This window comes from Streptomyces sp. NPDC049887 (genome assembly GCF_040656535.1).
Taxonomy (GTDB): Bacteria; Actinomycetota; Actinomycetes; order Streptomycetales; family Streptomycetaceae; genus Streptomyces.
On the sequence record NZ_JBFAMM010000013.1, the window covers coordinates 31,159 to 51,638 of the forward strand.

At 72.0% G+C, this 20,480-nt stretch carries 16 protein-coding genes; all 16 read right to left on the reverse strand.

The window, feature by feature from the left end:
• Positions 1-68: 68 nt before the first annotated feature.
• The 16 genes from AB0J10_RS17740 to AB0J10_RS17815 all read right to left on the reverse strand — a co-directional run bounded on the left by AB0J10_RS17740 (position 69) and on the right by AB0J10_RS17815 (position 20,466).
• Positions 69-1,262, reverse strand: a complete 1,194-nt coding sequence (locus AB0J10_RS17740) for an MFS transporter (protein ID WP_363062515.1) — start codon at positions 1,260-1,262, stop codon at positions 69-71.
• Positions 1,263-1,441: 179 nt separating this feature from the next.
• Positions 1,442-2,923: an MFS transporter gene (locus tag AB0J10_RS17745; RefSeq protein ID WP_363062517.1), complete on the reverse strand. Its 1,482-nt coding sequence runs from the start codon at positions 2,921-2,923 to the stop codon at positions 1,442-1,444.
• Between the two features lie 74 nt (positions 2,924-2,997).
• Complete coding sequence (locus tag AB0J10_RS17750) at positions 2,998-3,483, reverse strand: Rrf2 family transcriptional regulator (protein WP_363062519.1); 486 nt, start codon at positions 3,481-3,483, stop codon at positions 2,998-3,000.
• A complete protein-coding gene (locus tag AB0J10_RS17755; RefSeq protein ID WP_363062521.1) occupies positions 3,480-5,174 on the reverse strand; it encodes an FAD-dependent oxidoreductase in 1,695 nt (564 codons plus the stop codon). The genes AB0J10_RS17750 and AB0J10_RS17755 overlap by 4 nt, the downstream gene beginning before the upstream one ends.
• Before the next feature lie 5 nt (positions 5,175-5,179).
• Positions 5,180-5,980, reverse strand: a complete 801-nt coding sequence (locus AB0J10_RS17760; protein WP_363062523.1) for an arylamine N-acetyltransferase — start codon at positions 5,978-5,980, stop codon at positions 5,180-5,182.
• Positions 5,981-6,047: 67 nt separating this feature from the next.
• Positions 6,048-7,094 (reverse strand): ketoacyl-ACP synthase III, encoded by a 1,047-nt coding sequence (locus AB0J10_RS17765; RefSeq protein WP_363062525.1) that lies wholly within the window; start codon positions 7,092-7,094, stop codon positions 6,048-6,050.
• A gap of 91 nt (positions 7,095-7,185) precedes the next feature.
• Entirely contained in the window at positions 7,186-9,144 is a 1,959-nt protein-coding gene (locus tag AB0J10_RS17770; RefSeq protein WP_363062527.1) for an anthranilate synthase family protein, read from the reverse strand.
• Positions 9,141-9,764 (reverse strand): isochorismatase family protein, encoded by a 624-nt coding sequence (locus AB0J10_RS17775; RefSeq protein WP_363062529.1) that lies wholly within the window; start codon positions 9,762-9,764, stop codon positions 9,141-9,143. The genes AB0J10_RS17770 and AB0J10_RS17775 overlap by 4 nt, the downstream gene beginning before the upstream one ends.
• A 61-nt stretch (positions 9,765-9,825) precedes the next feature.
• Positions 9,826-10,596, reverse strand: a complete 771-nt coding sequence (locus tag AB0J10_RS17780) for a 2,3-dihydro-2,3-dihydroxybenzoate dehydrogenase (RefSeq protein WP_363062531.1) — start codon at positions 10,594-10,596, stop codon at positions 9,826-9,828.
• Between the two features lie 59 nt (positions 10,597-10,655).
• Positions 10,656-11,825, reverse strand: coding sequence for a 3-deoxy-7-phosphoheptulonate synthase (locus AB0J10_RS17785; RefSeq protein WP_363062533.1), 1,170 nt, complete (start codon positions 11,823-11,825; stop codon positions 10,656-10,658).
• Between the two features lie 172 nt (positions 11,826-11,997).
• Entirely contained in the window at positions 11,998-13,629 is a 1,632-nt protein-coding gene (locus AB0J10_RS17790) for a carboxylesterase family protein (RefSeq protein WP_363062535.1), read from the reverse strand.
• 218 nt (positions 13,630-13,847) lie between these two features.
• A complete protein-coding gene (locus tag AB0J10_RS17795) occupies positions 13,848-15,083 on the reverse strand; it encodes a transposase (RefSeq protein WP_363062537.1) in 1,236 nt (411 codons plus the stop codon).
• A gap of 476 nt (positions 15,084-15,559) precedes the next feature.
• Positions 15,560-15,760 (reverse strand): hypothetical protein, encoded by a 201-nt coding sequence (locus AB0J10_RS17800; protein WP_363062539.1) that lies wholly within the window; start codon positions 15,758-15,760, stop codon positions 15,560-15,562.
• Between the two features lie 121 nt (positions 15,761-15,881).
• Positions 15,882-17,822, reverse strand: coding sequence for a BTAD domain-containing putative transcriptional regulator (locus tag AB0J10_RS17805; RefSeq protein WP_363062541.1), 1,941 nt, complete (start codon positions 17,820-17,822; stop codon positions 15,882-15,884).
• On the reverse strand, positions 17,819-19,522 hold the full coding sequence (locus tag AB0J10_RS17810; RefSeq protein ID WP_363062543.1) for an AMP-binding protein: 1,704 nt from the start codon (positions 19,520-19,522) through the stop codon (positions 17,819-17,821). Before AB0J10_RS17810 ends, AB0J10_RS17805 begins: the two co-directional genes overlap by 4 nt.
• Positions 19,519-20,466: a helix-turn-helix domain-containing protein gene (locus AB0J10_RS17815; protein ID WP_363062545.1), complete on the reverse strand. Its 948-nt coding sequence runs from the start codon at positions 20,464-20,466 to the stop codon at positions 19,519-19,521. Before AB0J10_RS17815 ends, AB0J10_RS17810 begins: the two co-directional genes overlap by 4 nt.
• Positions 20,467-20,480: the final 14 nt, after the last annotated feature.

Genomic DNA, 20,480 nt, shown 5'->3' on the forward strand with positions numbered 1-20,480 from the left:
GCGGATGGGGACGCAACGAATGGTGTTGCGGCGGGCCGGGGCGTCGCAATGACGTGCCCGGCAGTACGTCAAGTCCTGCGTGCGGCCCGCACGGCGAGGCCGACGCCGAAGGCGGCGACGGCGAGAGCCACCGCAAGCGCCAGCGCGAGCTGCCCGAACCCGTCGAAGAGTCCGGGGAGTTGCGCCCCCGCCCCGGCGCCCACGTTCAGCGTGAAGCCGTAGAGGGCGATGGCGGTGGTCTGCGCGGCCCCGGCCTGGCTGCCGACGGCCTGGATGAGGGCGGGACCGAGCGTGGAGAAGCCCAGCATGAAGACGAACAGGGCCCCACCCAGAAGCACCGCGTCGCCGCCGCCCCAGCCGACTGCGAGCATGGCGGCGCCCGTGACGGCGAGCGCGCCGAACGCACGGTGCGAGGCCCTGAACCGGCCCAGCGCGGGCGCGAGCAGGACCGCGATGACCAGCGCCGGCAGGGCGCTGGCACGCAGCGCGAGCATGGCGGCCCCGCTGTCCGCCACCTCCGGCGGCCCGTAGAGCTCCACGCCGGTGTAGAGCGCGGTGAGGGCGCCCGCGCCGACGAGGATGACCAGGTACAGCGGCACGACGCGGCCCGACAGCGCGCCGCGGGTGGCGTCGCGGTCGGCGGCGGGCCGCACGACGGCGGGCACGAACGGCGGGTCGGGCAGCAGCACCCGCCAGGTGAGGGCGGCACCGGCCAGCAGCAGCGGCACAGTCACCCAGAACACCGCGGTCCAGCCGAGCAGCGACTCCAGGAGCTGCGCCTCGACCTGGCCGAGTACCACGGTGGCGCCCATGCAGGCGGATACCACGGTCAGGGCGAGTGGCACGCTCTCCTTCGCGACGCGTGCGTGGACATACGCGTACGCCATCGGGATGAAGGAGCCGGCGAACAGCCCCTGGAGGGCGCGCAGTGCGACGCCGGTGCGCAGGTCGGGGACGAGCGGTACCAGGGCCGTGACGACGGCCATCGCGAGGACGTTGGCGACCATCACGGTGCGCCGCCCCCAGCGGTTGGAGAGCGGCCCGCTGACGAGCGAGCCGACGGCGTGGGCGAGTGCGAAGGCGGTGGTGGACAGGGCGGCCGACGCGGTCGGGACCTGCCACGCGTCCGCGATCTGCGGCATCAGCGGGATGGTCACATACATCTGCCCGACCACGAGCACGCCCATGAGGGACACCGTTGCCACGGTCGCGGCGAGCGGTGCCGTCTTCGAAGTCGCCTCGAGGACCTTTGAGTTCGGCATACAACGATCCTCTGGGCGGGCGGGTGGGCAAACAACCCGGGACACCGTCATCCGTCAGGTCGCCGCGCCCGGCCCGCGTGTCACGGAACCGCCGAACCCCCGCACCACGGGGGACTTGGGTGCGGGGGCTGCATCCGGGCGCGTGCCGGGGACCGGCGACGACCGCTCCGGACGGCGGGTCAGACCTGGACGGTCTGCGGCTCGTCGGAGGCCGGGGTGGCCTTCGGAGCCGAGCTGACGGCCTTCTTCTCCGGCTTGGAGAGGCCGAGGGAGACCAGGGCGGTCAGACCGATACCCGCCGCGGCGAGGAAGATCGCGGTGCGCAGGCCGTCGGTCGTGGCGGTGGTGAGCGCCCCGCCGCTCAGACCCTCCAGGCCCGAGTTGGCGACGGCCACCAGGATGGCGAGGCCGACGGCGCCGCCGATCTGCTGGGTGGTGGAGGCGGTGCCGGAGGCGATGCCCTGCTCCATCGGGTCGACACCGACGGTGGCGGCACCGAACATCAGGGTGTAGCCGGCGCCCTGGCCGATACCCATCACGATCATGCCCGGGACGAGTGCCAGGTAGGAGGTGTCGGTGGTCAGGGTCAGACCCACGATCACGGTGCCGACCAGACCGATGACCAGGCTGGCGATCATGATCGCGCGGATGCCGTACCTGGTGGCGAGTCGGCCCGCGGTCTGGGCGCCGACGGCGATCGCGACCATCGGGACCAGGAAGGCGAGGCCGGTCTCCAGGGCGCTGTAGCCCTGCACCCCCTGGAAGTAGACGGTGAGGAAGTAGAGCAGGGTCCCGAACGTGGCCATGTAGAGGAAGGTCACGGCGCTGCCGGTGCTCAGATTGCGGTTGCGGAGCAGGCGCATCGGCATCAGCGGGTCACTGCTGCGCTGCTCGATGACGAAGAACGAGACCAGCAGAACCGCACCGACGGCCAGGGCACCGAGGACGGTCGAGGAACCCCAGCCCGACTCGGGGCCCTGGACCAGGGCGAAGACGACGGCGGTGGTGCCGATCGTGGCGGTGAGCGCGCCGGCCAGGTCGAAGCGGCGACGAACCTCGCCGAGCACGTCCCGGGCGATCAGGGGAACGGCGAACAGGATCGCGACGAGGGCCAGCGGGACGTTGACGAAGAAGACCGACTCCCAGCCGAATGCCTCGGTGAGCACTCCGCCGAGCAGCGAGCCCACGATCATGCCGGAGCCACCGGCGGTCCCCCAGACGGCGAAGGCGCGGTTGCGCTCCTTGCCCTCGGCGAACTTGGTGGAGACCAGCGTCAGCGTCGCCGGGAAGAGGAAGGCGCCGCCGACGCCCTGCACCGCGCGGGCGGCGATGAGCAGTTCGGGCGAGGTCGCGAGGCCTCCGACGAGCGAGGAGACGCCGTACAGGGACAGGCCGAGGATGAACATCCGGCGCGGGCCCCACAGGTCGCACGCACGTCCGCCGAGGAGCAGGAACCCACCGAAGGCGACCGCGTATGCACTGATCACCCACTGCAGGTTCTGGGCGGAGAACCCGAGATCGGAGCCGATCTCCGGCAGGGCGACGTACACGATGTTGTAGTCGATGGAGATGATGAGCTGGGCGAACGCCAGCAGCGCCAGGAGGAGACCCGGCCGGCGACGCGGCGCCTCGGTGACGGCGCCTGTGGCCGAAGACGGCATGACTGTGCCTTTCCATACGGGGTGGGAAACGGGGGGCGGTCCCTGGGGCGGGCCCGCGGTCGTTCCGGACGTGGTCAGTTCCGGTCGAACCAGTGGCGTACGTAGTCGGAGGCGGCGGGGTCGGCCCGCCGCACCTCGGCCGCGAGGTCGGCCACGGTCCTGGCGGCGAGCTGCCGCCGCCAGGCCAGATCCGCCAGGGAGAAGGCCCTGGCGACCGTGCACCGGGTGCGGTGCTCTTCCGGCGCGGCGAGTTCACCGGCCGGACCCCGGTGGCGGATGCCGGTGCACAGGAATGCCTGCGCGGAGCCGTCGATGGCCGCTGCCACATCCATCAGGGAGATCTGGTCCGGCCCGCGGCCGAGACGGAAGCCGCCTCGCGGGCCGGATCGGGACGAGACGATGCCGGCTCGTCCCAGAGCGTTCAGCTGCTTGTTCAGATAGGCGGTGGGCAGCTCGTAGAACGCGGCGAGCCGCGCTGCCGTGACCGCCTTCTCAGGTGCGATCCAGGAGAGGTTGATACAGCAGTGCGCTGCCCATTCGACGCCCTCTCTCAGCTTCATGTCGTCGACGTTATGCGTCCGGGATGTCCACCAGAAGAGCCGCCCGAATTAAGTGTCAGGTTCGTTTCCCCGGCGGTTCCGAGGCGCTGTCGCGGGTCGCCCGTGGCGGGCCGCTGATCCGTCAGAACGGCCCTCAGCTCCGTCTCCAGGCGCCCCAGATCGGCCTCGTGACCGTGCGCCGCGATGTGCCCGTCGGGTCGCACCAGGTAGTACCCGGGCCCACCGCAGCCGGTCGCGGCTCGCAGTTCGCGGCGCCTCAGGACGACCGTGCGCACCCGCGCGTCGTACCGGTGGACGACGTGTCCGGCCTCGGTCAGCCAGGCCGCGTCGGACGGCACCAGCACCAGGGTCCAGGCGTGCGGGTCGACGGCCGGCCCCGAGATGCCGTGGGCGACCGCGTGCCGCCTCGGGAAGACGGCCCCCGGCTTGAATCCGCCGGGGACGCGGTCACGCAGCTTGCAGCGGGTGAGACCGGAGGGCCGCTGGCTGTCGCGCACCGGCGGATAGGCGAGTCTGCGTCCGGCCATCACCGGCGTGTAGAACCGGGTGACCGCGCCGGTGCGCTCGAAGAGGCTGAACGCCGCGTCTCGGGCCCAGACCTTGGCGCGGCTGTCGGCCACCCACGCCCGGGTCTGCAGGTCGGTGTCGCGGACGATCTGCCGGGTGGCCTCGGAGCGTTCGGACCCGTAGGTCTCCAGCAGCGTGGCGGGTGACTCGCCGCGGATGACCGCGGCCAGCTTCCAGCCCAGGTTCTGGGCGTCCTGCAGGCCGTTGTTCATGCCCTGGCCGCCGGCCGGGCTGTGCACATGTGCGGCGTCGCCCACCAGGAAGACCCTGCCGGCCTGGAAGCGGGACGCGTGCCGGGCGTGCACCCGGAACACCGCCTGCCAGACCGCCTCGCTCAGCCGCACCCCGCGGGGGCCGCGCTCGTCGACGAGTTCCTGCATCAGATCGAGGGTGACCTCGCCCCTGCCCTGAGGCATGACGGACAGGAAGCGGTGGACCCCGTCCGGCATCGGCACGATGACCAGCGCGCCGCTGGGTGCCTGGTAGAACAGGCACTCGTCCCGGGGAAGTTCACCCTCGATGCGGGCGTCGATGAGAGCGAACGCCATTTCGTAGGTGCTGCCCTCGAAGCCGATGCCGAGCTGGCCGCGGACCGCGCTGCCGGCGCCGTCCGCGCCGACGACGAACGGCGCGCGGATGCGCTGCACGACGCCGTCGGCGTCCTCCACGACCGCGGTGACACCGTCACTGGCCGCGAGGTCTCCGGAGAAGTCCAGACGCTCCAGGGCGAGCAGCCGCACGGACCGCTCGACCTTGCCGCCCAGCTCGTGCAGCCGCCGGGTGAGCAGTCGTTCGGTGTCGTGCTGGGGCAGCACCCGGCAGGCGGTGTCCTCGGTCAGCGCGAACGAGGCGAGCGGCTTGCGCTCGGAGAAGTAGCTCAGCCGGTTGACCTGCACGGACTCCTGGTGGACGCCGTCCCCCAGGCCCGCGTCCCGGAGGATGTCCAGGGCGCGGGGCCAGACGGACAGCGCCTTCGGGGTGGTCACCGGCTCCGGATTGCGGTCGATGACGCGGACCCGGATGCCGCGGCGCAGCAGTTCGACGGCGGTCAGCAGGCCGGAGGGGCCCGCGCCGACGACAAGGACGTCGAAGTCGTCCGGCGCGGGCGATTCGTTGTCGTTCATCCCACTCATTCCGTCCGCACGCCGGCGGTGACGCCGAGGCCGGGCTCCTTGGGCAGTCGGTCCAGGCCGATGCCGAAGTGCTTCTTGTACGCCGCGAACACCTCGGCGTCGTCGGTGAGGGTCTGCTTGCTGCGCTCCTGTCCCGCGACCCGGCTCATCTGGGTGTTGCCCTTGAGGGTGACCAGGCCGTCGGTGGTGCGAATGGAGCAGAACAGCCCCTGGAGGAACGGCGACTCGGGGGAGGTGCGGTACCACCACAGGGTGGGGGCGAAGTCCGCGACACGCACCGTGCGCTCGTCTACCTGGTAGAGCGGCTTGCCGCCGAGGTGGATGTCGACGGTGCCGTTGTCGGCGTCGGACAGCTGGTACGTGCCGTGGGGGTCCTGCTGCGGCTCGCGGGAGCCGAGGCGCAGCGGCTGCCTGCTGTTGCGGCCGAAGCCGACGTCGACGAGCCAGGCCTCGCCGTCCAGCCACACGCGCAGCGCCAGATGGCCGAGGAGCGGGCCGAGGCCGTCGGGGCGGTGCACCCGACCCGGCAGTATGTCGACCTGGTATCCGAGCGCCGTCAGCAAGTAGGCGAAGGCGGGGTTGAGTTCGTAGCAGCCACCGCCGCGGTTCCTGCGGACGATCTTCTCCAGGACGCGTTCGTCCATGAAGATCTCTTCGTCCAGATGGTAGTCGAGGTTCTCGAACGGCACGGACAGGATGTGGCGGTCCATCAGGTGCCGCAGCCCTTCGAGGTCGGCCTCGGCGGGCCGGGTCGCACCGATACGGCGCAGGTATTCCTCCATGATGTCGTCCAACATCACTGTCTCCTTGTGTGTACGTGGGATCGGGGTGGGGTGTCGCGGGATCGAGGGCTGAGTCGCGGGATCAGTGGGCCCGGCCGTGCTGCGGGCCCTGCCAGGTGAGCAGTGACAGGCCCATCGCCATCCCGCCGCCGAACGCGGCGAGCAGGACGAGGTCGCCGTCGGCGAGCTCCCCGGACCGCGCGGCCAGGTCGAGGGTGACGGGTACGGAAGCCGCTCCGGTGTTGCCGAACTCCTCGTAGCTGACGCGGGTGCGTCCGTCCGGGATGCCGAGTGCGGCCGACATGTCGTCGAGCATCCGCCCGTTGGCCTGGTGCGGCACGAAGTGGGCCAGGTCCTCGATGCGGTGGCCGGCCTCCGTGACGAACTCGGCGATGGCCGGAACGACGTTGGTGTTCACGAAGTCGCGGACCCCGCGGCCGTTCATGGTGAAGTACTGGAGCCCCGCGGCGAGGGTCTCCGCGGTGGCCGGGAACCGGCTGCCGCCGCCCGACACCTCGATCAGATCGCGGTCGGCCGCGAAGCTGGCCAGTCGCCCGGCGACGAGGCCACGTCCCTGGCGTGCCGGACCGATGACCACGGCGCCGGCACCGTCGCCGAAGAGGACGGCGGTGCGCCGGTCCTCGGGGTTGAGGATGCGCGAGTAGATGTCCGCTCCGATGACCAGCGCGTACCGGGAATCGGCACCCTTGAGCATCTGCTCGGCGGTGTTGAGGGCGAAGAGGAAGCCGCTGCAGACGGCGTTGACGTCGAAGGCGGCGGTGCCGGCGGTGGCGCCGAGGCCGTCGGCGACCACACATGCGGTGGGCGGCTGCGGGTAGTCCGGTGTCGACGTCGCGACGATGACGAGTGCGAGCTCGGAGGCCCGGACACCCGCGGCCTCGAGCGCCGCCCGGCCGGCCACCACGGCCAGGTCGGAGGTGGCCTCGTCGGGCTTGGCCCGGCGGCGGTTGCGGATGCCCGTCTTGCCGAGGATCCAGGAGTCGGTGACCCCGGCCCGCGCCCCCACCTCCGTGTTGTTCACGACGTGGGACGGAAGACAGGATCCTGTGCCCAGGATGGCTGTGCCGGAAGACGGCCGGCCGGACCGTGCAGTGCCCGTAGTGATCATTGTGTGACCCTTCCTTGAGAGTTCGGGTCTCCCCGCGCAGCAGATGCTTCCCGGGCCGGAACACACGGGCAAAGCACGGCCGGCGAACCCGTCAGGTAGTCGGGGAGTACGTCAGGTAGGAGCCCTTCGCCTGCTGCGGGACGGCGAGTGGAGCCGGGGACAGCAGTGCGGAGACGAGGCCGGCGATGATCGGTACGCCGTTCTGGGTGAGGACCGACTCGGGGTGGAACTGCATGGAAGCGAAGTGCTCGCCACGCAGCGCGTGCACCTCGCCGTTCTCGAGGTCGCGGGCGATCTCGACCGGGCCCACCCCGGTGGCCTCGACCCTGTCCTCCTCGGTTCGGGCGGCGAACGTGTTGTAGAAGCCCACGCGTTCGCGCCTGCCGAACAGGTCGATGTCACGCTGTACGCCCTGGTTGGGCACGGTCCTGCGGACCAGGTCGAGCCCGAGCTCCTGGCTGAGCACCTGGTGGCTGAGGCAGATCGCGAGGAACGGCAGCCGCTCGTCGAGCAGCCTGCGTACGGCGCTTCGCAGATGGGCGATCTTGGGATGGCCGGTGTCGCGCGGATCACCCGGTCCGGGGCCCATCACGACGAGGTCGTGACCGGTGAGGTGGTAGGTCTCGTCGTAACGGCTGACCGTCACCTCCAGTCCCAGCGACCGCAGTTGATGACCGATCATGGAGGTGAATGTGTCCTCCGCGTCGACCACGAGGACCTTGCGGCCCGTGAGTACCGGCTGCTCCGGGGTGCGGGACGCGTCCTCGTCGAGCCAGAATCCGGAGATGGTCTCGTTGCGCCGGCCGAGCGCGCCGAGGACGTCGGGGTGGGCGGCGAAGCGGGTGGGCCCGTCGGCCTCCAGGGCCGCGATGAGGCCGGCGGCCTTGGCCCGTGTCTCCGCGACCTCGGACTGGGGGTCGGAGTGGCGGACGAGGGTGGCACCGACACCGATCCGCACCCGGCCGCCGGCGTCGATGTCCGCGGTGCGGATCAGGATGGAGGAGTCGAGGGTGCGGCCGCCGTCGCCGTCCCGGCCGATGAGCGCGAGAACGCCGCTGTAGTAGCCGCGCCCCTGTTCCTCGTACCGCCCGATGACCTGGCAGGCGCTCTCCAGCGGAGAGCCGGTGACGGTCGGGGCGAACATGGTCTCGCGCAGGATCTCCCGGGGGTCGGCGGTGGTGCGACCCTCGATGAAGTACTCCGTGTGGGCGAGCCGGGCCATCTCCTTGAGGTACGGCCCCACCACCCGGCCGCCGCGCTCGCAGATCCGGCCCATCATCTTGAGCTCTTCGTCCACGACCATGTACAGCTCGTCGGCTTCCTTGCGGTCGGCGAGGAAGTCCATCACCTCGGGCAGCACGGGACCGGATGCCGGGTACCGGTAGGTGCCGCTGATGGGGTTCATCACGGCGGTGCCGTCGTGCACGCTGATGTGACGCTCGGGCGTGGCGCCCACGAGGGTGCGGTCGCCGGTGTGGACCAGGAACGTCCAGTACGCGCCCTTCTCCCGCTCGAGGAGACGCTTGAAGAAGGTCAGCGCGCTGTGCGGGGTGTAGTCGGTGATGTCGAGCGTGAAAGTGCGCTTGATGACGAAGTTGGCACCCGCGCCGGTACCGATCTCGTCCGCGACCACCCGGCGCACGGTCTCGGCGTAGGCGTCGTCGGACACGTCGAAGTGACCACCGGTGGTGTGCAGCGGACCGTCCGGCATGCGTTCCTTGGCGGTGGCGAGGTCGACCGTGGACTGGCCGGTGACGCTCAGCGCCACCAGGTCGGCGTCGTCGTGGGTGCAGGCGTAGCCACGCTCGGCGATCTGCCGGAAGGGCACGAGCGCGAGCACCTCGTGCCGAGGTGTGCCGTCCGGCTCACCCGGCTCCGGCAGTGGTATGCCCGCCAGTGCGTCGGGCGTGGAGACGTCGCCGACGAGTACGTCCAGGACGTCGGCGTTCCGCTCCGGCCGGTGCAGCAGGGCGAAGGGCGGGGGCTCGGGCCTCAGGATCTGCCCGAACAGGTCGGCGGTGTGCGGCCCGTTCTCCGGGGTGCCGGTCATGCGAATACCTCCTTTGCGGTGGTGACCACCGCGCAGCGCCGGGCCGCGTACTCGACGGCCGTCCGGTGGTGGCTCTCGTCGAAGTCGGCGACGGCGTCGGCGACGAGGAACGTCTCTATGTCGTGGCTGAAGGACTCGATGGCAGTGGTGAGCACGCCGACGTGGGCGTAGACGCCGCACAGGATCAGCTGGTCCCTGCCGTGGAAGCGCATCCGGGTGAGCAGATCGGTCTGGAAGAAGGCGCTGTAGCGCCACTTGGTGAGCAGCCAGTCGCCGGGACCCGGCGTGAGCGGCTCGACCACCTCCCGGTCGGCGGGAGCCGGACGCATGCCCGGTCCCCAGAAGTCCTTGAGGAGGCCGCGCTGGTGCTCGCTCATGCCGCCCGGCTGCGCCGTGTAGGCGACGGGTACCCCGAGTTCGGCCGCGCCGCGCCGCAGCACCGACGCGTTGTCGACGAGCTGCGTGCGCAGCGGATCGGGGAAGGGCTCCAGGAAGTAGCGCTGCATGTCGTGCACGAGCAGCACCGCGCGGGCGGGATCGACGTTCCACTGCGCCGTGTTGGCGGGGAGGTCTCCCGGCGCCGGCAGCGGATACGCCTCGATGGTCGGTAGGCCGGCCATGGTGTCCTCGTTTCCTCTCTCGGTACGTGTACGTGCTGCGGGTCTGCTCGGTGGAGGCGTCTCAAGCGCCCAGCCCGGCGCCGCCGTCGACGGTCAGGGTGTGCAGGGTGATGTGGGCCGCCTCGTCCGACAGCAGGAACGCCACGGCGTGCGCGACGTCCTCGGGGCTGGCGAGTTTCCTCAGCGGTATCCCCACGCGGAACGCGTCGGGGCGGCCGTCGATGGTGCCCCGTGGCCCGGAGTCGTCCCGCCACATCGAGGAGAGCATCGGGGTGTCGGTCGACCCGGGGGCGACGATGTTGCAGCGGATCCCGTACCGGGCGACCTCCAGGCCGAGGCTCTTGGTGAACATCTCGGCGGCCGCCTTGGACGCGGCGTACGCCGCCATTTCGCTGCGCGGGGTGGCGGCCGCGTTGGACGCGACGGTGACGACGGCGCCGCGGGCACGCGGGACCATCCGGTTGACGACGGCCCGGGACAGATGGAAGACACCGGTGGTGTTGACGGCGAAGGTGCTGTTCCAGTCGTCGTCGGACATGGTGCTGACCTCGCCGAGACGCAGTACGCCGGCGGCGTTGACCAGGAAGTCGATGGCGCCGAAACGCTCTTCGACGGTGCCGACGACCGATTCGACGTCCGCGCTGTCGGTCACGTCGGCGGGGAACGCGACCGCGGGAAGCCCGTCGGCGGTGAGTTTCTCCACGCTCTCGCGCAGCCGTTCGCCGTCCCGGTCGACGCAGGCGACGGTCGCACCGCGCTCGCACAGGACCCGGGCGACGGCGGCGCCTATGCCGCCGGCGGCTCCGGTGACGACGGCCAGTTTGTTCTCCATTGCGCAGTTCTCCTTAGGTTCGCGACAGAGGGAAGCCCGGGCAGGAGTACCGGTCGAGGTCACTCGCGCCAGGCGGACACCACGGAGACGGCCTGTCCCGCGTTGAGCCGCGGGTCGCAGAACGTCGCGTACGCGTCGCCCACGAGGTCGACGGAGGCCTCGTTGGGCACGCACTCGGTGACGGCGTCGGGGGTCGTCTCCAGGTGCAGCCCGCCGGCCGTACCGCCGTTCTCGGTGACCGCGTACTGGAAGGCGACGACCTCGCGCTCGACGGTCTCCACGAAGCGGGTCTTGAAGCCCCCGGGTGTCGAGACGGTGTTGCCGTGCATGGGGTCCGTGAGCCAGATGACCGGGTGCCCTGCGGCGCGCACCGCCCGCACCAGCGGGGGAAGCGCGTCGGCCACGGTGTCCGCGCCCATCCGGGCGATCAGGGTCAGCCGGCCCGGCTCCCGCCGCGGGTCGAGCCGCTCGCACAGGTCGAGCAGTTCGGCCGGTGACATCTTCGGGCCGACCTTGCACGCCACCGGGTTGACGGTCTCGGCGAGCAGCGCGACATGGGCTCCGTCGGCCTGCCGGGTCCGCTCGCCGATCCACGGCCAGTGCGTGGAGGAGAGCAGCAGACCGTCGCCCTCCCGGCGCAGCATCGGGATCTCGTAGTCGAGCAGCAGCGCCTCGTGACTGGTCCAGACGACGGGGTCGATGGCGGCCTGCCGGTCCTGGCGGCGCCAGCCCAGATGGCGCATGATGTCGTCAGCCGCCATGTATCCGGTGAGCAGCCGCAGCGGGTCGGGCCTGCGCCCCTCGGGGGTGGGTTCCGGGCTGTTCACCATGTGACCGCGGTAGACGGGCAGTTCCACGCCGTCCACCTGCTCGGTGTTGTTGGAACGCGGCTTGCCGAACTGTCCGGCGACCCGTCCCACGCGCACCACCGGCTTCCCCGTGGCGAGACGCAGTGCACCGGCGAGCAGGTCGAGTACGGCGGCCTTGCGGGCGACGGCGCCGGGGGTGCAGTCGTCCGGGTCCTCGGCGCAGTCGCCGGCCTGCACCACCAGGGCCTCCCCCGCTGCCACCCGGGCCAGCTGGGAGCGCAGCGTCCGGACGCTGTCCGCGCTCACCAGAGCGGGCCGGTTGGCCAACTCGGCGCGGACACGCTGCACTTGGGGAAGGTCGTCCCACTGCGGCTGCTGCGGGGTCGGTCTGGCCTGAAGGTCCAGCAGGACGTTGTCCACGGTTTGCTCCTCCATACAGGTGCGGTGTGCGGATGGGGTCGTGCGGTGCGGGAACTCATCGAGGGGACCTCGACCGCCTACGGCGGTTCGAAGAGGCCGCGTGGTGCCGTACGGGCGGTTCGTACACGGCTCGGAGCGCCGTACGGCGGGCCCCGGACCGGGTGGGGCGGGTTCACGCGCTCGGCAGCCGGCTGACGAAGTCCCAGAACCTCAGATGCTGGAGCTGCGGTGTGACGGTCGCCGTCACCGAGGGGCCACCGAGGATCAGCGTGCTGGGGCTCTCGGGGGTGAACCGGGGCCAGTCGGGGATGTTCGGCGTACAAGGACGCGAGGTGCGGGCGAAGGCCGCGACGGCGTCGACGAGGATGTCGGAGAGCAGCCGTTCGACCGGTCCGTCGCCGAACACGGCGGCGAACTCCGGCAGTCGATGGGTGCCGAACAGGAAGGGCGAGGTGGCCTCGTGCGGCGTACCGAAGTGCGGCGCACGCGCCGGGTGCGCGAACTCCATGGCGTACCACGGTGTCGTGCCCTCTCGGGCGTGCCGCTCGGCGAAGCGGACGATCTGGTGCCGGAACATCAGGTCGCCCCAGACCTCGGTCCACAGCGCCCGCGGGTCGCACGGGCCTCCGGCGACGGCCGCGGCTTCCCGGTAGGTGGCGACACAGGAGTCGGCAAGGTCTCCGTCCGCCTCCGGCACCGCCAGCCGCATGACGTCCAGGACGGCCTTGCGCAGGGCGAGCGGGCCGTCGGGCGCGGAGGCGGGCTGCGGGGAGGCGGGCCCGGTGTAGAAGGACCCCTCGGTACGGGTGTGCACGGACAGCACGGGCAGGTTCACGGTCGGCAGTTCATGGGCGTAGTCCGGCATGGTGCGCCCGTCGACGACCGGCCCCCGGTACCAGCGGCCGCTGCTGACGACACGGTCGTCCGGGTCTCCCGCGAAGATCTCGTGCCAGGCTCGGCCGAGCAGGTCCGCCGGGACCGTGCGCAGTCCGGCCACCGTGCTGCCCAGTCGCCTCGCCAGGGTCTCGTAGACCGTGCGGGCATCGTCCGGAGTCAGCGAGGTGGCGGGAGCCAGAGCATGGCTGGGGCTGATCGGCACGATACGCCGGACCAGTTCACGCACCTGCGGCAGCAGGGCCAGCTGCCAGGTGGAGGCGCCGCCCGCGGATGTGCCGCACAGGGTGATGTTGCCGGGATCTCCGCCGAAGGCCGCGGCGTTGCGGTGCACCCAGTGCAGGAGCGCCAGTTGGTCCTGGAGCCCCCAGTTGGCGAACTCGCCCGTCTCGGGGTCGGTGAGGTCCTCGTGCAGTCCGAAGCCGAATGCTCCCAGACGGTAGTTGAAGGTGACGACGACGAGGTCCCCGCGGTCGGCCAGACGGGTGGCGTCGTACGCCGGCAGGCTGCCCGCGCCGGTGGTCCAGCCGCCGCCGTGGACATAGACCAGAACCGGACGTGAGCCCTGCGTGCTGGGGGTCCACACGTCGGCGTACAGCGAGTTCTCGCCACTGGCGGGCGACGGACGGTTCGGCAGGGGCTGCTGCCACGAGGCCAGCGCCGGCCGCACGGCCTCCCGCACTCCCCGCCAGGGCACCGGCGGCCGGGGGGAGGCGAAGCGCAGCGGGCCGACCGGCGGCCTGGCGTAGGGAACGCCGCGGAAGACCGTGACGCCGTGGTCGCGTACGCCGGCGACGAGACCGGCCGAGGTGCGCACCACCGAACGTCCGCCGGCCGACGCCGGCGAACGGGTCGCGGCCGCCTCACGGGCAGACCGCGGCCCAGCGGCGATCTGTAGCTTTCCAGCCATCGGAGCTCCTCGACACTCGGGCGGTTCGGTTTCCGCCGATCGTGTGTCGGGAGCTCTGAGGCGGCCAACGGAGCCTCGGCAATCCGTCAGATGGTGCCGTCAGTACGTCAGGTCCGGGATCCTCCGCTCCCCGGACCTGACGCAGCGACGTCGGCTCATCCGACGGGCCGGGTCACCGGTCCTAGAATGCGCCCGCGCTGGGGGCATGCCGCACGGGATCAGGCAGTGGCCCGCGCCTGCTGGTCGTGAGTCGCCACCATGGAGGTGTTCGCCGTTCCGGAGAGCACCTTGACCGCGTGGGCCGCCGACGCGAGCGTGGCGTGGCGGTGCCAGCCGCTGAAGGAGCGTCCCGAGAAGTCGCTGATGCCGACCTCTTCGGCGATCCGCGCGTAGTCCCGGTCGACCTGGCGGGTGAGCCGGGCCAGTCTCAGGAGCTGAGCCGGGTGGGCGCCCGCGATGTCGCTGAGCCAGAGCTCGGCCGGCCAGCGGCCCCCGCTCTCGCCGATGCCGAGCAGCACCATCTCCCGGGAGGAACGGCGCGCCGATCCGGGCCCCGCGGGCATCTCCACCCGGACGCAGGCGGCGAGTCCGGTGCGGACGGCATCGCCTCGGCCGGTCTCCTGCTGGATCACCGGGTGCCGCAGCGGGCGCGCCACCGTCATGATCTGATATGCCGTCAGCCCAGGCCGGATGCGAGGCAGGCCGGGGTCGGTCACGGTGAGGCGCTCCCCCGGGCCGATGCGCAGGAGCATCGGTGCCCCCGCCGCAGACAGGTGGCGTACGGTGCGCACCAGATCCGCCTCCCGGGCGTCCATGACGACCGGCCGGGTCGGCAGCCCCCACCCCTTGGTGATGCCGACGTACGCCTCGACGGCGCACTGGTCGAGGGTCTCCGGCAGCGCCGTGTCCGGGATCGATGCCTGGCGCCGGCGAATCTCGTCGTCGAGCCAGGCCGCGGGGAGGTGCAACCGCCAGTTGACCGGCGTGCTGCTCTCGTCGGACACGGCCCAGACACCCACGGCCTGCTGCGCGTTCATGATCTGGCCGCGGTGGGCGCAGAAGCGGCGGTCCACGCCCACCGAACTGTCCCCGGCCTTCGGGATGACCAGCGGCCGCAGTACATGGGCCCGGGTCGGGGATATCTCCTCCATGTGCCGGGCGAGGGCCCGGCGCACCGGGGCCCAGTCCCAGGTGGAGCCGCTGATGAAGTGGTGCAGACTCTGCTCGGCCGACTCGCCCCCGAAGAGGGACGAGATGTTGCGAATCGACTTGCGCCCCTTGACTCCGAGCAGGCCCTGGACGTACTCGACGCCCTTGCGGCGCTGGTCCCTGCGTGGCAGGGAGGCGAAGAGCACCGAGCCGAGCTCCGCCAGGACGGTGGCCCGGTTCTCCACGTGCACGGTGCCGGGCCAGTCGCCATCCGTCATCCAGTTCTGCGGTCTCGTCGTTCGCATCGCAATCCACCTCGCCGCTCATTCCGGTTATCGGCCTGCGTAACGCTCTTGCAGGAGCTTCGACCGGCCCGTCCAAGGAGCCGCCAAGCGGCGGGAAAGAGCCAGGTCAGGTGGTACTTCAGGGGTTCGTGGGAGCCTCCGGGCGGGGTCCGTGAGGGGCCTCGGGCGGAGGGCCTCCGACGGGACTTCGCACGTGGGGATTCGGACGAGGCGGTTCGTCCGTCGGCGACGGGTCCGAGGCGTGAGCGAGGCGGGGCGTACAGCGCCGGGTTCGGGGCCGGCCCGTGTCCTCCCCGCGGCGCGCCGAGCCCGGCACGCCCCGGTACCGGAGCGATCTCCGCGGCCCGTACCGCGGCAGGCCGCCGCGGGGCCCGTGGGGACGTGAGGAGCCCTCCGACCGGCTGCCGGGCCGGTATCCGCTCCACCGGCCTCCCCGACACCGGCCCGTGCGGCCCGCCCGCTCCGAGCCGGTCCCGTCAGGCCGCCTCGGCGGACTGACGGGACCGGACCCGTTGCTCCGCACGCCCCAGGGCGGGCGGGAGGCACCAGCCGAGACCGAGCGCCGTGCGGTCGTCGGCCGCGTCGGCGGACGTCTCCCGGGGCGGGGGCGGTTCGATCTCGATCCCCGCCGGCACCACCAACCACGCCGGCGCGAGTTCCTGTTCTGCAGCACCCATTCCGCTTCCCCTCATCGGGTCGGTCGTGACCGGACGGGCCCGGCCACGGTCCCAGCGTCGAGCCGGCCGATCAAGGCAGGGCGAAGAGGCGGCCAAGCCCGGGCCACCGCACGCCCGCGCCTCACCCCGTGGCCGTGAACCGGCCGGCGCCGGAACGTCCGGTCAGGGGCAGGACACGGCCGTCCGCCGCCTCCTCGCGGGTCGTCGCCATCCGGATGAGGTCGTGGACCCGGAAGGTCATGGCCGCGGCCGTCGCCGCCTCTGCCTGCTCCGTCGCCATCACCACATGACGGTCCAGCAATTGACCCACGACGGACTGGGCGCTCCAGGTGTCGCAGTCGAGCAGCTCGCGGGCCTTCGCGATGTCGAACGGGCCGGGTGCTGCCGCGAGGAGGTGCAGCGCGCGGCGCAGCGGCGGGGCGAGCCTGGCGATGGCACCGGTCGCCCTGGCGAGCGCGTTGCAGGCGTCGTCGCGCAGTTCCGCCGCCAGCTGGTTCTCGTCCCGCAGACCGAGGGCGAGATCGGGGAGCGTCCACATCGGACGGGCCGCGAACTTCTCGCCCACCGCCCGCAGCGAGAGCGGGAAGTTGCCCATCAGCTGCACGACCTCCCGCAGCGCCGCCGTATCCCCGCCGACCCGCGAGGCCCCGGCCACGCGGGTGAAGAAGGCGGCCGCGTCGTCGGTGGTCAGCGGCGCCAGTGACAGACCTCGCGCACCGGTCAGTCCGGGCAGCCTGATCCGGGACGTCACCAGGACCAGGCTCCGGGTGCCTCCCGGCAGCAGGGGCAGCACCTGGTCGGTGCCCGCGGCGTCCTCCAGCAGCACCAGCAGCGAGCGTTCCGAGCTCCAGTCGCGGAAGACGGCGGCGAGTTCGTCGGCCGGTCCCCGGGGGTCCAGGTCTTCCGCCGCGCCGGCGGCCTTGAGCAACGCCCGCAGCACGGCCGCCGGTTCACGAGGTTCGTCCGCGCCGTCGTGCAGCCGGGCGTGCAGCCGGCCGTCGGGGAATCGGTCGCGCAGCAGGTGTGCGGCGTGCACGGCCAGGGCGCTCTTGCCCACGCCCGCAGGGCCGAGCACGGTCAGAACCCGTGGGCCCGGCTCGTCGAGACACCCGGTGATGAAGTCCAGCTCGCTCTCGCGTCCCACGAAATCGGCTGTCGGCGCGGGGATCTGGGACGCGACGGCCGGTGCGGTCCCGGCCCGGCCGGACGGCGCGACGGACCGCGTGGTCACTGCCTCGGCGGCGGCCTCGACGGGCGCCTCCGCGCCGAGCACGGTCCGCTGCAACTCCTGCAGCTGTTCCGACGGTTCGATGCCCAGCTCGTCCACCAGGCCCCGGCGCAACCGCGTGAAGGCGTCGAGGGCCGCCCCGCGCTGACCTGCCCGGTGTGCGGCCGTCATCAGCTGGGCGGTGAACCGTTCGTTGAGCGGATGGTCGGCGGTCAGCTTGCGCAACTCCCCCACCAGGGCCCGGTGACGTCCGAGTTGCAGCTCCGCGTCGATACGCAGTTCCAGTGCCCCCAGCCGGCTGTCGGCCAGATGGGCGATCTGGGCGGTGAGGAGCGGACCGGCCTCCAGGCCCGCGAACGGCTCGCCGCGCCACAGCCGGAGCCCTTCGCGCAGGAGTCTGGCGCCCTCCGCGGCATCTCCCTCGCTCAGGGCGATGCGTGCGCGGGCCACCTGGTGCTCGAACTCCCACAGGTCGAGCTCACCGGGGCGCAGCACAAGCCGGTAGCCGCCGGGCCCGGTCTCCAGCCGGTCGGTCCGGGTACCGACGGAGTCGCCGGGCCTGAGGGCCTGGCGCATCTGGTAGACGTACGTCTGCACGGTCTTGCGGGCGAGCCGCGGCGGCTCGCCCTCCCACAGCTCCTCGATCAGGGTCGAGGTCGAGACCAGCCGGTTGGCGTTCAGCAGCAGCGCCGCCAACGCCCGCCTGGCCATGGGCGCCGTCGGTGTTCGGTCCCGTCCCTCTGTGCGGACCTCCAGGGGGCCCAGTACCCCGATCCGCAGCGCCGCCGGTGCGGCGGCGGCCGAGGAGGCTCTGGGTGGAGTGGCCTCGTTCATGGTGTCTTCTCCCCTAGTCCTGTCCTGTTCCGTTCGTCAGCAGTGCCGGGATCGGCGATGCCGGCACCGCCGGACTCGAACCACCGCCGCAGCCGGGTTCGGCGGAGCTTGCCCGCGCCCGTCTTCGGAACGTCGTCCTTGGACAGCGGCACGACGTGGTCGACGCGCAACCCGAGCCGGTCGGCCACCCGTTCCCGGATCGCGGCGGCAGCACGCGAGGCGTCGGAACCGGGCCCGCCGCCGTTCCGGGGATGGAAGAACACGGCGAGTCCGTCCCGGCCCGCCACGGTCGAGGCCACCGTGTACGAGGGGGTGACGAAGTCGAGTTCCTCGGCCGCCGCCTCGACCTCGTGGCCGTGCCGGCCCGGCCCGCTGCCCGTCCCCTCGATGACATCGTCGGCGCGACCGGTGACGGTGAGGACACCGTCCTTGACATAGGCCAGGTCCCCGGTCCTGAACCAGCCGTCCGCCGTGAACGACCGGCGGTTCTGCGCAGCGTCGTCGTAGTAGCCGTGGGTGACCGACGCGCCGGTCACCTGCAGATGTCCCGGGGTGCCCAGGGGCACGGTGCGCCCTGCGGCGTCGACGCAGCGGACCGCTGTACCGGGCTGCGGGCGCCCGACGGCGACGTACCGCTCCTCCTCGGCGCCGGGCCCGGGAAACCGGCACTCCACCACCCCGGCAGCGGTCTCCGACATGCCCCAGCCGGGGAACATCGCGTCCGCGGGCAGTCCGAACGGTGCGAGCAGGTCCAGGAAACGCCGCACGACGGCACCGCGCACCGCCTCGCCGCCGTTGAGGATGTAGCGCAGCCGGCTCAGGTCCCAGCCTCGGCCGCCCAGGCGGTGTGCCTGGTCGTTGACGAGCCCGAAGGCGAAGTTGGGTGCCCAGGTGGTGCAGACCCGGTGCCGGTCGGCCAAGTCGAGCCAGCGCAGCGGGTCCTCCAGGACCCAGGCACGCGATGCGTGCACCTGGTGGGCACCCACGAGGACGTCGCGGACGTGGAACAGGAGGAGTCCGCCCGCATGGTCGAGCGGCATCCAGTTGAGACTTCTGGTGGAGCTGGTGAGCGCGTGGGCACGGGCGTTGGCGGTGCTGCGGCTGAGGATGTTGCGGTGGGTGAGGGTGACGGCCTTGGGCGCGCCGGAGGAGCCGGAGGTGAGCAGCACCAGCGCCAGGTCGTCGGGGCGCGCCGGATACCACGCGCGGTCGGCCCCGGGGCGGCGCAGCCGGTCCGGTGTGCCGAGCCAGGCACCGGCCCAGCGCGGGTCGGAGCGGGTGTCCGCGCCGATGCGCACGCCGCACCCGGTGATCGCCGGTGGTCTGCCGTACCGGGTCCAGACCGAGTCGAGGAGCAGGGGCGCGGCCTCGGTGTCCCCGGCCCCGACCAGGACGGGCACGAAGCCGCCCAGGACGCAGGCCCAGAAGGCGGCGACGAGATCGGGGGTGTCCGCGATCTGCAACAGGACCAGCTCCGCGGGGCTGACCCCGGCGGCACGGATACCGGCGAGCAGCCGCGCCGCCTCGTCGAGCAGTTCGGCATAGGTGCGGTGGGTCTCGCCGCCGTCGGCACCGATGAAGCGGAGGCCCTCGGGGGCGCCGGACACGGCCGCCCGGCAGAGCGCTTCGCCGAGGGTCGCGCAGTCGGGTTCCGGGGCGCGACCGCCGTCGAGGAGCGCGAGGCCCTGAGGGGGCGTCACAGTCCCGCCCTCTCCTTGCGGAACTCCCGTGGTGTGGTGCCGTACCGCTCGCGGAAGAGCCGGCTGAACCGGGACGCGCCGTAGAGGCCGGCCCGTTCACCGATCAGCGCGACGGGCAGGTGGTCCAGGGCCGGATCGGCCAGTTCCGAGCGGCAGCGCGCCAGTCGTTCGTCCCTGACCCAGCGGGCCGGGCTGATGCCGAACTCCTGGAAGATCTTCTGCAGATACCGCAGCGAGATGTTGTGGCGGCGGGCGATCACGACCGGGCTGAGGTCGGGTTCGGCGAGGCGTTCGCGCACGTGCGCCTGGATCCGGAGCATGAGGGCCTGTCTGGCGACCTCGGAGTCGGCCGCGACATCGCGCATGCGCTCGCTGAAGAGGGCCGCGGCGAGTCCGACGACGCTGCCGCCGAGCAGGTCGACCGCGGTCTCGACCTCCTTGCCGTGCCGGCAGAGTCCGTCGAGGAGGGTGGACAGCAGCGCGGCGAGCCCCTGGTCGCCGGCCCAGGGCTGCGCGGTGAGGTGCTCGGCCTCCGAGCCGCTGATGCCGACCAGCCGGTGCGGCACCATCACGTCGACCATGCGGAAGTTCTCCGGCATGATCACTTTGTACGGTCGGGTGGAGTCGAAGCAGATCAGCTGGGGGCTGCGGACCACGCCGTGCCGGCCGTCCTGGAACACCCAGATCTCTCCGGTCAGCGGGCGACACACGCGCAAATACCCGTCCCGCGCCGCGTCGATCCGATGGCTCGGGAGGACCAGCTCGCGCGGCCCGCCCCGCACCAGCGACACCGTCACCCCGCCGAACCGGTAGCGGGTGGTGGTGCCGTCGAGCGTCTCGCCGCACGCTTCGACGATCCGTACGCCGCCACGGTCGACGGGAGCCTTGCCGGCCCCCGTTGCCGCCGTCCGGTCATGTGGTGCCAGGGCTTCCACGCGTGGCATCCCAACCCCTCCTC

Bases quoted from the DNA above. Each gene is read 5' to 3' on its own strand.
- AB0J10_RS17740 (WP_363062515.1), bottom strand. From the start codon at position 1,262: ATGCCGAACTCAAAGGTCCTCGAGGCGACTTCGAAGACGGCACCGCTC.
- AB0J10_RS17800 (WP_363062539.1), bottom strand. From the start codon at position 15,760: ATGGGTGCTGCAGAACAGGAACTCGCGCCGGCGTGGTTGGTGGTGCCG.
- AB0J10_RS17765 (WP_363062525.1), bottom strand. From the start codon at position 7,094: ATGATCACTACGGGCACTGCACGGTCCGGCCGGCCGTCTTCCGGCACA.
- AB0J10_RS17805 (WP_363062541.1), bottom strand. From the start codon at position 17,822: ATGAACGAGGCCACTCCACCCAGAGCCTCCTCGGCCGCCGCCGCACCG.
- AB0J10_RS17770 (WP_363062527.1), bottom strand. From the start codon at position 9,144: ATGACCGGCACCCCGGAGAACGGGCCGCACACCGCCGACCTGTTCGGG.
- AB0J10_RS17775 (WP_363062529.1), bottom strand. From the start codon at position 9,764: ATGGCCGGCCTACCGACCATCGAGGCGTATCCGCTGCCGGCGCCGGGA.
- AB0J10_RS17790 (WP_363062535.1), bottom strand. From the start codon at position 13,629: ATGGCTGGAAAGCTACAGATCGCCGCTGGGCCGCGGTCTGCCCGTGAG.
- AB0J10_RS17795 (WP_363062537.1), bottom strand. From the start codon at position 15,083: ATGCGAACGACGAGACCGCAGAACTGGATGACGGATGGCGACTGGCCC.
- AB0J10_RS17760 (WP_363062523.1), bottom strand. From the start codon at position 5,980: ATGTTGGACGACATCATGGAGGAATACCTGCGCCGTATCGGTGCGACC.
- AB0J10_RS17750 (WP_363062519.1), bottom strand. From the start codon at position 3,483: ATGAAGCTGAGAGAGGGCGTCGAATGGGCAGCGCACTGCTGTATCAAC.
- AB0J10_RS17780 (WP_363062531.1), bottom strand. From the start codon at position 10,596: ATGGAGAACAAACTGGCCGTCGTCACCGGAGCCGCCGGCGGCATAGGC.
- AB0J10_RS17755 (WP_363062521.1), bottom strand. From the start codon at position 5,174: ATGAACGACAACGAATCGCCCGCGCCGGACGACTTCGACGTCCTTGTC.
- AB0J10_RS17815 (WP_363062545.1), bottom strand. From the start codon at position 20,466: ATGCCACGCGTGGAAGCCCTGGCACCACATGACCGGACGGCGGCAACG.
- AB0J10_RS17745 (WP_363062517.1), bottom strand. From the start codon at position 2,923: ATGCCGTCTTCGGCCACAGGCGCCGTCACCGAGGCGCCGCGTCGCCGG.